Consider the following 11,435-nt stretch of genomic DNA (forward strand, 5'->3'; position numbering starts at 1 on the left):
AAGAACGCGAGAATGAACGAGAACAAGGAACCATCGATGAACGCAGATGCCCGCATGGCCGACGAGCCGACGGCCACCCCTGCCTCGGGCCAGCCGCTGGCCGCCCCGGAACAACTCGCCGAGCACTACCGCGAGATTCTCGCCGGGCTCGGCGAGAATCCGCAACGCGAGGGCCTGCGGGACACGCCGATGCGCGCGGCCAAGGCGATGCAGTATCTGACGCGTGGCTACCAGCAGGACCTGGACACCATCGTGAATGATGCGCTGTTCTCGTCCGATAACGACGAGATGGTCCTGCTGCGCGATATCGAGCTGTACTCCCTGTGCGAGCATCACCTGCTGCCGATTATCGGCAAGGTGCATGTCGCCTACCTGCCGGATGGCAAGGTGATCGGCCTGTCGAAGATTGCCCGCATCGTGGACATGTTCGCCGCGCGGCTGCAGATCCAGGAGAGCCTGACCCGCGAGATTGCCGAGGCGCTGATGCAGGTGACGGGGGCCAAGGGGGTTGGCGTGGTGGTGGATGCCAAGCACATGTGCATGACCATGCGCGGGGTGGAGAAGCAGCACTCCTCGATGGCGACCTCGGTGATGCTGGGCGCCTTCCGCGAGGACGGGCGCACCCGGCGCGAATTCCTCAATCTGATCGGCCGTACCGGCAACTGAGGGAGACGCTGTGCTGGCGCGAACGCGTCAGCCTGTACCGGTCGGAGCGGCCACGCAAAAAAATGGCCCGGCGAAGACGCCGGGCCAAAGATCATTCGGACACCCGTGTGATGGAGGGTTTGCGTCCGAACGGCGGATCACCGGCTGCCGTTGCCACGAGCCGATGATTTCCGCAACTTGTATAAGTGGACAGGGACTGTGGAAACAGGTTCCTGCCACCCGCCGCAAGAATGTGGCATGCGTCACATTTCTCCCCCTGGCACCCACGGAGTCGCGATGCGCGGTCTTGAACAGATCCCCTGGCTGTATGACGGCCTGATGGCTGGTGCCGATCTTCTGGGGCTGCGCCGCTGGCGGCGGCGCCTGGTGGAGGGCGCCGAAGGCCGGGTGCTGGAGGTCGGGTGCGGGACCGGGCGCGATCTGCCGCTGTACGCGGATCCGACGCAAGTGATCGGCATGGATCCGGACCTGGCCGCGCTGCGGAGGGCGCGACGCCGTGCGCCGGCGGTCCCGCTGGTGGTGGCGAAGGCCGAGGCGCTGCCATTTGCGGATGGGGTGTTCGATAGCGTGGTCTCCGGCCTGGTTTTCTGCAGCGTCCAGGACCCGCCGCGGGCCCTGGGCGAGGTGCGCCGGGTGCTGGCGGACGGCGGCGCGTTGCGCATGCTGGAGCATGTGCGCCACACCCGCCCGCTGCTGGGACGGGCGCAGGACCGGGTGCAGCCGGCCTGGACCTGCGTCACCGGCGGTTGCCATCCGAATCGCGACACCGAGGCCGCGGTGGAACAGGCCGGGTTCTGTATCGACCCCGAGGATCGCGTGGCCCGCGGCGTGATGCGGCGCTTTGCCGCGCGGGTCTGCCATGCGCCCGAAGGTCCTGCCGGATACAACGCCGGGAAGACTGATTGAAGGTCGAGGACCTTGTTCACCACGAAGGGCACGCAGGCGGGAAGAAGGGGAAGGATCGGCGACGAGAGTTCCGGTGCTGATGGTCGTCGTGAGGTTGTGCGTTGAAAATTCTCCCGCGTGCGAAAAAATCGTGCATGGAGGCTCAAGTCTTGCGGGATGCGGCCGTCACCGGGGGCAGGTCCGTCGTCCTGAGCGCAGGCGGGCCTGTACATTCAGAGTTCGGGAGTACCAGGATGGACGCAAGCGCGATTGCCGCAATGGCCACCCAGCAAAGCCAGCAGCAGCTGGCCATGCAGAAAGATGTGGCCCTGCAGAAGAAGGCGATGGAGTCGCAGGAGATGGCCGCTCAGTCGATGCTGGAGGCACTGCCCGACATTGGCGAGATGCAGGCCGCCACACAGGGTCTGCCGGCAAACGTGGGCACCAACATCAACATGACCGCCTGACGCCCCCCCAGTCCTTTCGCCCTGCAAGGCCCCGGCGCGTTACTGCCCGGGGCCTTTTCGTTTTGCCATCGAATCGCACTCGGGAGCGATCTCGACCCGCGTCGTCCCGGAAACCGCGAAGCGGTGATCCGGGATCTCGCGGGGGTGCGCGGCGGCGTGGGTGTCATGGGCTGGAGATCCCGGCTCTGCGCTACGGCCGGGATGACGCGGAAGTGTTCTAGTCCCGGGTGTCGGATCCGCTGCGTCCGGATGCCCCCGTACCCCGCGATCACGCGGTCTTCCGTCCAGAGCCGTCGCGCCCTGCGCGGCAGGCCAGGAGCCTGCCACGCTCCGTGTCTTGGGTGCCCTCTGTGGTTACACGCCCCGGTGTTTCCTTCGTCTCTTCGTGTGCTTCGTGGTGAATCCTTTCAGACGGCCGTCCGTTACTGCCGCTGCGCCTCGAACTCGATCATCAGTTCGACCTCGTCGCCAACGATGTCGCGGGTCAGGCCGTAGGTCATGCCGAAATCGGAACGATCGAAGCTGCCACGCATCGACGCCCCCAGCACGTACGGGCGGCCGAACAGGCCACCCAGCGGGAACGGGTAGCGCCCGACCTTGTTGATGGTCACGTCGAGATGGATGGTGCGGGTCTCGCCCAGCAGCTCGAGACCGCCACTCAGGCGCCCGGTGTTGTCGCCGGTGGGCTGGTAGTGCGTGGCGGTGAAGCGCATCTCCGGGTATTCCTCGACGTGCAGGAAGTCCTCGTTGCGCAGATGGTCGTCGCGTTCGGCGTGGTTGGTGAACACGCTGTCGGTCTTGATGACGAAGAAGCCGCCCTCCAGCTCGCCCGAGTCCGGGTCGAAGGTGAACTCGCCCTCGGCCTCCAGGAACATGCCCATGACCTTGGCGTAGCCGGCGTGATCGACCAGGAAACCGACTGCGAAGTGGTCGGGGTCGATGACCCAGCGGTCGGCATCGGCCAGGGCGGCAGCGGGCAGGGCGAAGGTCGCGGTCAGCAGGCAGGTCAGGAGCGCGGAGCGCAGGCGGCTGGAAAAGCGGTGGTTGCGGGCGTCAGTCATGACACACCTCCGGTCGGTGGCGGTACAGCCAGTGGATATCCACGGCAAAGGACAGGCCGAGGGCCAGTAGCCCGGCCAGGGCGATGGTGATGGCGGCAATGGCGGGCAGGCCGGGGATCAGCACCAGAAGCAGCACCACGGCCTGCAGCACACAGACGGTCTGGCGGCGGCGGCTGGGTGGCAGCGCCCCGGCCAGCCAGGGCCAGGGGCGGGCGGCCAGCACGAAGGCATAGCGCATCAGCCCGATCAGGATCACCCAGGGGCCGACTGCGGTCATCTGCCAGGCGAGCACGGACAAAGCCAGGATCATCGCTGCGTCCAGTTCCATGTCGAAGCGGGCCCCGAATGCGGTGGCGCTGTCGGTTCGCCGCGCGACGGCCCCGTCGAGCCCGTCCAGCAGCAGGGCCAGGCCCGCCAGCGCAATCACCCAGAGGGCCAGCAATGGGTCACCCGTGGCAGGGGGGACGAATACCAGGGCCCCCAGGGGTGCAGTCAGGGCGGCGCGCAGGAGCGTGACCCGGTTGGCCGGGCCGGGGCCACGCCCGTCCCGGGCCAGTCCGTCCGGGGGGGTGGTGGTGGCGAGCAGGGCGCCGAGCATGAACCAGAGCACGACAAAGCCGAGGATTGCGTGCGGTCCCAGTTCGGCGTGCAGCATCAGCGCCGCCGTGACGACCAGGCCCAGCAGGCCGGCGACGAGCCCGTCGGCCGCCCAGACGCGGAGACCGGTCCGTATCCGTGCCGCGGAGCGACGTTTGGCGGTGGATGATTCCATGGGGGGATTGTAGCCCTCCGTGGGAGGTCTCCGGGGCCTTGCCTTGCGACCACGCCGCGCGCCGGGAGTTGCCGCTTGGAATGCGCTTCGCCCACACTGCGCGGATGATGACGCCGCCTTGCATGCTGACCTTGCAGTGCCTCCGGTGAACACGCCGGCTCCCGAACAGGCCTTCTGGGTCGTCCGTCCCGGCACGGGCGAACTGCGTCCGGAGGCACTGGCGGAGCCGGTGTCGGGGGAGGTGCGGGTGCGCACGCAGTTTTCCGCGATCAGTCGCGGGACCGAGGCGCTGGTCTTTCATGGCCGGGTCCCCGCGAGCCAGCATCAGGCGATGCGCGCGCCGTTCCAGGCGGGCGAGTTCCCCGGGCCGGTCAAGTACGGATACATCAGCGTCGGAACGGTCGAGGCGGGGGGCGAAGGGGGTGTGCCGCTGGGGCAGCGGGTGTTCTGTCTGTATCCGCACCAGAGCGCCTACGTCGTTCCCGCGGCCGCGGTGGTCCCGATCCCGGATGCGGTGCCCGCGGAGCGCGCGGTGCTGGCGGCCAACATGGAGACGGCGATCAACGCGGTCTGGGATGCGCACTCCGGTCCGGGGGATCGCATCGCCGTAATCGGGGCGGGGGTGGTCGGGCTGCTGGTGGCCTGGCTGCTGCGGGCGATCCCTGGCACCGAGGTGACGTTGATCGACCCCAACCCCCAGCGCGAGGCTGTGGCGGTCCGGCTGGGATTGAGCCTTTGCACCCCGGACGCGGCGCAAGCGAATCCGGACCTGCAGGGCCTGGACGGGGTCGTGCATGCCAGCGGCAACCCGGCCGGGCTGGAGCAGGCGCTGGCGCTCGCCGGGGTCGAGGCCCGGGTGGTGGAGATGAGCTGGTACGGCGATCAGCCGGTGCCGGCGCCGCTGGGCGAGGCCTTTCACTCGCGGCGGCTGACGTTGCGCAGCTCGCAGGTCGGACGCATCCCGCCGGAGCGCGCGGCGCGCTGGGACTATCGCCGCCGCCTGGCGCTGGCGCTGTCGCTGCTGACCGATCCGGCGCTGGATGCCCTGATCAGTGGCGAGGATGCGTTCGCCGACCTGCCGACGGCAATGCAGCGTGTCGCCGGGCCCGAGGCCGAACGCACGCTGTGCCACCGGATTCGTTACTGACCCCTTTTCCGTTCAATTCGACCTGCGGGGAATTGCCCGATGTACAGCCTGAACGTCCGTGATCATTTCATGATCGCCCACAGCTTTGCCGGCGAGACCTTCGGCCCGGCCCAGAAGCTCCACGGCGCGACCTACGTGGTCGACGTGACCTTCCGCCGCAAGGCACTGGATGCCGACGGGTTGGTGGTGGATATCGGCCGCGCGAGCGAGGTGGTCAAGGCCCTCCTGGGCGACCTGAACTACCAGAATCTGGACGAACGTGAGGATTTTCGCGGCCAGAACACCACCACCGAATTCCTCGCCCATGAACTGCACCAGCGCGTGGCACGCGCCATCCATGCCGGCGAGCTGGGCGAATCGGCCCGCGAGCTGGACGCGGTGTGCGTGACGCTGAACGAGTCGCACGTCGCCTGGGCCAGCTACGAGGCGGCACCCTGAGCCGAATGCGTGAGCTCGGCTTGGTGGTGCCGGGGTCGCTGGAGCAGCGCACCGGCGGGTATCGCTACGATGCGCGCATGGTCGCGGGCTTGAGGGAGCGCGGCTGGACGGTGACGGTGCGCGAGCTGGAGGGGGCATTCCCCGGGCCGAATCTGGCGGCCGAGTCGGCCCTGGACGCCGCGCTTGCGGGCTTTCCCGATAGGCGGGCCGTGCTGCTGGATGGCCTGGCGGCGGGTGCCTTTCCCGGGGTGCTGGCCCGCCACGCCGAGCGCCTGCATCTGATCTATCTGCTGCATCACCCGCTGGGTCTGGAGACCGGGCTGGAACCGGCGCGGGCCAATGACCTGCTGGCGCGTGAACGCGCCGCCGTGGGTCAGGTAGAGGGCGTGCTGGCCACCAGTGCCTTCACCGCCGGGCAGGTGGCCACCTGGGGGGTGTCTTCCGGGCGGCTCCAGGCGATACCGCCGGGGATCGAACCGCGGCCGCAGGCGTTGGGGCCCGGTCCCGGCGAGCGGCCGCTGCTGCTCTGTGTGGGCTCGGTCGTGCCGCGCAAGGGCCAGCTGGAACTGGTGCAGGCCCTGGCGTGCATCCGGACCACGGACTGGCGGGCGGTCTTGGTGGGTTCGCGGGTGCGGGACGCGGCCTATGTGCAGCGGGTGGAGGCGGCGATCACCGAGGCCGGGCTTGGAGACCGGATCGAGTGGGCCGGCGAATGCGATGATGCGGCGCTGGAGGGCTGGTACGGGCGGGCCTCGCTGTTTGTCCTGCCCAGCGCTTACGAGGGCTTCGGCATGGCCTATACCGAGGCGATGGCGCGCGGCTTGCCGGTGATCGGTACCACTGGTGGGGCGATCCCTGCGACCGTGCCGGAGGCGGCTGGTCGGCTGGTGCCGCCGGGAGATATCGGGGCGCTTGCCGAGGCCATTGACGCCTTGTTGGTCGATGCTGGAGCGCGCTACCGGATGGGACGGGTGGCGCGCGAGGCGATGGCGGAACGTTCGGACTGGGATGGTGCGGTGGCCGCACTGGAACAGACGCTGGAGGCGTGGCTGCAATGACGGAATCCTTCGACGCCGACTGGCTGGCCCTGCGCGAGGCAGCCGATCATGCCGCCCGGCCGGAGGCCCTGGTCGAATCCCTGCGTGCGCATCTGGCTGGGCGTCGTGTCGCCGGCCCCCTTGAGGTGACGGATCTGGGCAGCGGCACCGGCTCCAACCTGCGCTACCTCGCGCCGCGATTGCCGTCCCCGCAACACTGGCGGCTGGTGGATCACGATACCGGGCTGCTGGGCCGCGCCGTCGCTCCCGGCGCCGGGATCGAGCTCGAGCGGTGGGTGAGCGACCTGGCCGACGATCCGGCTGCGGCCCTCGCGGGCGGATCGTCGCTGGTGACGGGTTCGGCGCTGCTGGATCTGGTTTCGGAGGACTGGCTGGACCGGTTGCTTGCGGCCTGCGCCGAACAGGGCGCCGCGGTGTTGTTCGCACTGAGTTATGACGGACGGATTCGCTGGTCGCAGCCGCATGCCCTGGATGCCGAGTTGGAGGACGCGGTCAATCGCCACCAGCGCTCGGACAAGGGGTTCGGCCCGGCCCTGGGGCCGACCGCCGCGCCGGCCTGTGCGGCGCGGCTCGAGGGGCTGGGGTACCGGGTGCAAACCTGCGCCAGTGACTGGCGGATTGACGCGCATCGGGCGGGGCTGGGTGCGGCCCTGATCGACGGCTGGGTGGCCGCGGCCAGCGCGATCGACCCGGGCCGGGCGGCGGATCTGCGTGCCTGGGGCGAGGCGCGCGCCGTGGCGCTCGCGCGCGGCGAGGTCGAGCTGACCGTCGGGCATCAGGATGTGCTCGGTTTGCGCTGACCCACGCCGCCCGGGTGTTTTAATCAGCATCCCCTTACAAGGGAGAATTGGCGCCGATGTGCTGTCCATTATCCTGTTCGCTCTGGAAGGCGTTTCGGTGCAGGATAGAAATAGGTAATGGAATGAACGCTTGACGGAGACCCCGGAGTAGCGCTGATGAATGCATTCATCCGTGTTGCCCGAGTCGCTCCGCCAATGGAAAAACCGGAAAAGGTGAGGCATGGAACAGGCAGACAACAAGCAGAGAAGTTTCGTTAATCGCTACTGGATCCTGATCGTGATCGTGCTGTGGCTGATCGCCTGGTCGGCGCGCGATGTACTGGCCCCCAGCGCCGATGCGGTGCCGGAGGACACGGATGTCGAGGCCGTTGCGGTCGCCGAGGATGCCCCGGCCCCAGCGGACGAAACAGCGCCGCGTGAGGGGCGTTTGTCGGAGGGCGACATGGACCCGATGACGGGCGAGGCCTACGAGCGTGAGGACGAGGGCAGCGCACAGCGCCCGATTCCGGACCCGCAGCAACAGGCGCAGCTCCGGGCCACCGGCGAGCCGATGAGCGAAGAAGAGGTCGCGCGGCAGGTGCAGGAGGCGCTGGAGGCCGGGCGTGTCGCCTACTGGCGGGGCGGACCCGAGGAGGCGGTCGAGGTGCTGCGCACGGCACTGGAAGACATTCCGGCCACCTCGGCGCAGCGTGCCGACCTCTACGGCGAGCTGGGCAACGCCCTGTATGCCGCTGACGATGCCGCGGGCGCGATGCGGGCCTGGGACAGCGCCCTGGGGCTGTTGCCGACGAGCGAGCGGCGTTCGATGATCGAGCGCCTGGCGCCAGTGTATGACCGCCACCACCGCGATGGCGCCCGCCACCTGCGACAGTACCGCTAGGTCTTTTCGCGCCGGCGGAAGGCGCGGGCAGGGCAACCGAAAAGGCCCCGGGGGTGTACACCTCCGGGGCCTTTTCTTGTGGGGGCGGTCGTCTGCCAGCCGCAGGTTCAGACTAGCTGGTAGCGGTGCAGCTTGCGCCACAGGGTGCTGCGATCCATGCCCAGGGCGCGGGCGGTCTGCGAGCGGTTTCCGGCATGGGCGACCAGTGCCTCGCGCAGGCGCCGGGCCTCCGGATGCTCGCTGGGCTGGCCGTCGCGGGTCGGGTGGCCCGCCCGGTTGTTCGGTTGGCCGTCGGGAACGTGGGCCGGGTCATGGCGGTTGGTGCGCGGCGCATGGATCGTGTCCGCCGCATCGGCATCCATCCGGATCGGCTGGGGCAGGGGAAAGTCGTCCACCTGACCGTTGCGGGCGTGCAGGGTCAGACACTCGAAGACGTTCTCCAGCTCGCGGAAGTTGCCTGGCCAGGGGTGCTCCTGCAGCCGTTCCTTCAGATGCGGCGCGATGCGGATGCCGTGGTGTACCTCGTAGGCCTGCAGGGTGGCTTCCAGATCCCGGGGACGCTCGCGCAGCGGCGGGATTTCCACCGTGGCGACCGCGAGGCGGTAGAACAGGTCGGTGCGGAACGCGCCGGCCTCGACGCGGCTGCGCAGGTTCTGATTGGACGCGGAAAGGATGCGCACATCCACTTGCCGGGTGGTGTTCTCGCCGACGCGTTCGAAGGCGCCATCCTGGACCGCGCGTAGCAGCTTGGCCTGCAGGCGCGGGCTCATCTCTCCGATCTCGTCGAGGAACAAGGTGCCGCCGTCGGCCGCCTCGAAGCGCCCGACCCGGTCGCTGACCGCCCCGGAGAAGGCCCCGCGGGCGTGGCCGAAGAGTTCGGATTCCAGCAGCTCCTCGGGGATCGCCGCGCAGTTGATCTCGACGAACGGGGCACGGATGCGGCGGCTGGACTGGTGGATGGCCCGGGCCAGGCGCGTCTTGCCGGTGCCGGATTCGCCCATGAGCATCACGCGCACGTCGCTGGCGGCCACGCGCCGTGCGAACTGCAGCGTGGGCCGGCAGCTGGCGTCGTGGGAATGGAAGTGGCTGTCCTCGAGCCCGTCCTGTCCGTCCTCGCTGACGGTTTCCACCGCGGTTGTTCGCCGGCGCTGCGGTTGCAGGGTGATCAGACGCAGCGCGCGCTGGTCATCGTTCAGGCGCAGTGGCTGGCTGATCACCTCCAGCGGGAGGGTCTCGTCGTCCAGTTCCGCCATTAGCGAGAAGTGCAGGGCGTGCGGCGTGCTGTTGGCGTCGGCATCGTGCTCACCGGCGGCAATGGCGGCCTCTTGCAGGTGTTGTTCGAGATTCAGTGGTCCGAGGTTCGCCAGGGTGAGGCGGGCATCGGAGGGGATTTGCAGCGTCTGGTGAAAGGCCGGGTTGGCGAACAGGACACGGCCCCGGGTGTCGCTGATGAGGTGTGGGTCGCGACTGTGTCGGATGCAGATCTCGGCCAGTTCGGTTGTGGTCATCCCGCCTCCTTTTCTTGTTGGAGGGCCCGGCGGAAACGGTGCAGTGTTGCAACACCCGGGGCCGCCTGCAGCACCCCCGGTATGGCCCGTTTCGCCAATCCCTGTCTCGGTTATAGCGCGAAACGGGGGTGTTGCAACAGTCATTGCTTGAATATCAGGAAATCCTAATTAACTGATTGTTTTATAAGAATGTCGATATATTGGCATATACGTTGCTTGTAGTCGGGCATGAGTTCATCTACATACTGGGTAATGGATACCCACTGCGGTTTTCAGCCGGCTCACCCTGGTCGCCGGACGGGCCTCGCCGCCAGTTTCCCTGGCGTCCGGTCGAGTGCGGTCCATTCCCTGCCCTCGGTCCCGTGCGCGCAGGTGCGCCGGGTGCGGGCGCCTTCTTTCATCGCGACATTCGGCGCGAGGTAGGACGATCATGTTTGCGCGAGTTTCCCGACGCCTCCTGGCCCGCACCCTCCTGGGTACCGCACTGGCCCTGCCGCTGTTCGGCATCTCGGCGGCCCACGCCGCTGGTCTGATCCTCACGGTGGAGCCGGATCAGGCTGCCACCCAGACCGTTAGTGGCACCGTGGTCCCCTATCGCGAAGTCACCCTGACCGCGCAGTCCGCGGGACGCGTGGTGGATGTGGCCGGCGCCGAGGGCGATCGCTTCGAACAGGGGGCGGTGCTGGTCGCGATTAGCGACGACCGGCTGCGCGCCCAGCGCCAGGCGGCCGAGGCCGAGATGCGCACCGCCGAGGCCGCGATCCGCGAGGCCCAGATGCAGTACGGCCGCGAGATGGTCTCGCCGCAGTCGCGCAGTATTGGCCAGATGCCAGGCATGGGCGTGCCGTCGATGTTCGACCAGATGTTCACCCAGCCGATGGGCCAGGTCATGGGCATGGGCGATCCCGCGCTGGACCGGCGTACGGATCTCTATTCCCGCTACATCGGCGTGGATCAGGCGCAGGCGCGCTGGGAGCAGGCCCGGGCCCGGGTCACCGAACTGGACGCGGCCATCCGCGACACCCGGTCCGAGGCGCCCTTCGATGGCCTGGTGATGCACAAGCACGTGGAAGAGGGCGATACCGTCCAGCCCGGTCAGCCGCTGGTGAGCTTCGGCCACGTCGAATTCCTGCGCGTCGAGGCGCAGGTGCCGGTGCGGCTGGTGAGCAGCCTGCAGGAAGACGACTACGTACAGGTGCGGCTGGATACCGGTGACGAAGTGGAGGCCCGGGTCGCCCGGATCTTCCCCCTGGCCGACCCGCAGCGCCACACCGTCACGGTCAAGTTCGACCTGCCGCAGGGTGTGCGCGGTGGCCCGGGCATGCATGCGGCGGTGCATCTGCCGCAGGGCGAGCTTTCCGGTAACCGGGTCGTGATTCCGCGTTCGGCATTGATCCCGGGCGGTGCCTTGCCGCGCGTGGCCGTGCTTGATGGCGAGGGCCACGTCCGCGTGCGCATGGTGCGCCTGGGTGGCGGACGCGGCGACCAGGTGGTGGTGACCTCCGGGCTGGAGCCGGGCATGCAGATCCTGGCCCGACCGGGCGCGGGTGTGCGTTCCGGCCAGCCCGTGGGCCGCGGTTCCCCGGATTCGGGCGTCGGACGCCGCGACGGTGTCACGGACCCCTGGAGCCGTATGTAGGGATCCATACCCGGCTGCAGGCCGGGACTATCAGCGCCGGTTGCTGCCCCCTGGCAGGTGCACCGGTGGCGACGCGCCGGCCGAACCGGTGCTCGGGACGCCAGACTGACAACA

Annotated in this window: 12 protein-coding genes; 9 read left to right on the top strand and 3 right to left on the bottom strand. The window is 68.6% G+C overall.

Annotation, left to right across the window (positions count from 1 at the left end; translation table 11 throughout):
• Nucleotides 1–12 precede the first annotated feature (12 nt).
• From folE to F792_RS0104375, 3 genes are all read left to right on the top strand, one after another.
• On the top strand, nucleotides 13–666 hold the full coding sequence (gene folE, locus F792_RS0104365) for a GTP cyclohydrolase I FolE (RefSeq protein ID WP_018168518.1): 654 nt from the start codon (nucleotides 13–15) through the stop codon (nucleotides 664–666).
• Nucleotides 667–942: 276 nt separating this feature from the next.
• Complete coding sequence (locus F792_RS0104370) at nucleotides 943–1,572, top strand: class I SAM-dependent methyltransferase (protein ID WP_018168519.1); 630 nt, start codon at nucleotides 943–945, stop codon at nucleotides 1,570–1,572.
• Nucleotides 1,573–1,805: 233 nt separating this feature from the next.
• Nucleotides 1,806–2,018, top strand: a complete 213-nt coding sequence (locus F792_RS0104375) for a putative motility protein (RefSeq protein ID WP_018168520.1) — start codon at nucleotides 1,806–1,808, stop codon at nucleotides 2,016–2,018.
• Nucleotides 2,019–2,440: 422 nt separating this feature from the next.
• Here the strand turns inward: F792_RS0104375 and F792_RS0104380 are convergent, their stop codons facing one another.
• Entirely contained in the window at nucleotides 2,441–3,079 is a 639-nt protein-coding gene (locus tag F792_RS0104380) for a YceI family protein (protein ID WP_018168521.1), read from the bottom strand.
• Nucleotides 3,072–3,851, bottom strand: a complete 780-nt coding sequence (locus F792_RS0104385) for a CDP-alcohol phosphatidyltransferase family protein (protein WP_018168522.1) — start codon at nucleotides 3,849–3,851, stop codon at nucleotides 3,072–3,074. Before F792_RS0104385 ends, F792_RS0104380 begins: the two co-directional genes overlap by 8 nt.
• A 136-nt stretch (nucleotides 3,852–3,987) precedes the next feature.
• On the opposite strand from F792_RS0104385, the gene F792_RS0104390 reads away from it, so the two are divergent.
• From F792_RS0104390 to F792_RS0104410, 5 genes are all read left to right on the top strand, one after another.
• Complete coding sequence (locus F792_RS0104390; RefSeq protein WP_018168523.1) at nucleotides 3,988–4,998, top strand: zinc-binding alcohol dehydrogenase; 1,011 nt, start codon at nucleotides 3,988–3,990, stop codon at nucleotides 4,996–4,998.
• A 39-nt stretch (nucleotides 4,999–5,037) separates the two neighbouring features.
• Nucleotides 5,038–5,436 carry a 6-carboxytetrahydropterin synthase gene (locus F792_RS0104395; protein ID WP_018168524.1) on the top strand — a complete coding sequence of 133 codons (399 nt, stop codon included), beginning with the start codon at nucleotides 5,038–5,040 and terminating at the stop codon, nucleotides 5,434–5,436.
• Nucleotides 5,437–5,441: 5 nt separating this feature from the next.
• Entirely contained in the window at nucleotides 5,442–6,494 is a 1,053-nt protein-coding gene (locus tag F792_RS0104400; protein WP_018168525.1) for a glycosyltransferase family 4 protein, read from the top strand.
• On the top strand, nucleotides 6,491–7,294 hold the full coding sequence (locus F792_RS0104405) for a hypothetical protein (RefSeq protein WP_018168526.1): 804 nt from the start codon (nucleotides 6,491–6,493) through the stop codon (nucleotides 7,292–7,294). The genes F792_RS0104400 and F792_RS0104405 overlap by 4 nt, the downstream gene beginning before the upstream one ends.
• Before the next feature lie 220 nt (nucleotides 7,295–7,514).
• Nucleotides 7,515–8,174, top strand: coding sequence for a hypothetical protein (locus tag F792_RS0104410; protein ID WP_018168527.1), 660 nt, complete (start codon nucleotides 7,515–7,517; stop codon nucleotides 8,172–8,174).
• Nucleotides 8,175–8,281: 107 nt separating this feature from the next.
• On the opposite strand, the gene F792_RS0104415 is transcribed toward F792_RS0104410, so the two are convergent.
• Entirely contained in the window at nucleotides 8,282–9,682 is a 1,401-nt protein-coding gene (locus F792_RS0104415; protein WP_018168528.1) for a sigma-54-dependent Fis family transcriptional regulator, read from the bottom strand.
• A 430-nt stretch (nucleotides 9,683–10,112) separates the two neighbouring features.
• Here F792_RS0104415 and F792_RS0104420 point away from each other — a divergent pair, with 430 nt between their 5' ends.
• Nucleotides 10,113–11,321 (top strand): efflux RND transporter periplasmic adaptor subunit, encoded by a 1,209-nt coding sequence (locus F792_RS0104420; RefSeq protein WP_018168529.1) that lies wholly within the window; start codon nucleotides 10,113–10,115, stop codon nucleotides 11,319–11,321.
• The last annotated feature ends 114 nt before the right edge of the window (nucleotides 11,322–11,435 follow it).

The organism is Thioalkalivibrio sp. ALMg9, from assembly GCF_000380625.1.
GTDB lineage: Bacteria > Pseudomonadota > Gammaproteobacteria > Ectothiorhodospirales > Ectothiorhodospiraceae > Thioalkalivibrio > Thioalkalivibrio versutus.

Excerpts from the sequence above, each read along its gene's own strand:
- F792_RS0104415 (WP_018168528.1), bottom strand. The coding sequence starts at position 9,682 with ATGACCACAACCGAACTGGCCGAGATCTGCATCCGACACAGTCGCGAC.
- F792_RS0104400 (WP_018168525.1), top strand. The coding sequence starts at position 5,442 with ATGCGTGAGCTCGGCTTGGTGGTGCCGGGGTCGCTGGAGCAGCGCACC.
- F792_RS0104420 (WP_018168529.1), top strand. The coding sequence starts at position 10,113 with ATGTTTGCGCGAGTTTCCCGACGCCTCCTGGCCCGCACCCTCCTGGGT.
- F792_RS0104370 (WP_018168519.1), top strand. The coding sequence starts at position 943 with ATGCGCGGTCTTGAACAGATCCCCTGGCTGTATGACGGCCTGATGGCT.
- folE (WP_018168518.1), top strand. The coding sequence starts at position 13 with ATGAACGAGAACAAGGAACCATCGATGAACGCAGATGCCCGCATGGCC.
- F792_RS0104410 (WP_018168527.1), top strand. The coding sequence starts at position 7,515 with ATGGAACAGGCAGACAACAAGCAGAGAAGTTTCGTTAATCGCTACTGG.
- F792_RS0104405 (WP_018168526.1), top strand. The coding sequence starts at position 6,491 with ATGACGGAATCCTTCGACGCCGACTGGCTGGCCCTGCGCGAGGCAGCC.
- F792_RS0104385 (WP_018168522.1), bottom strand. The coding sequence starts at position 3,851 with ATGGAATCATCCACCGCCAAACGTCGCTCCGCGGCACGGATACGGACC.
- F792_RS0104380 (WP_018168521.1), bottom strand. The coding sequence starts at position 3,079 with ATGACTGACGCCCGCAACCACCGCTTTTCCAGCCGCCTGCGCTCCGCG.
- F792_RS0104375 (WP_018168520.1), top strand. The coding sequence starts at position 1,806 with ATGGACGCAAGCGCGATTGCCGCAATGGCCACCCAGCAAAGCCAGCAG.
- F792_RS0104395 (WP_018168524.1), top strand. The coding sequence starts at position 5,038 with ATGTACAGCCTGAACGTCCGTGATCATTTCATGATCGCCCACAGCTTT.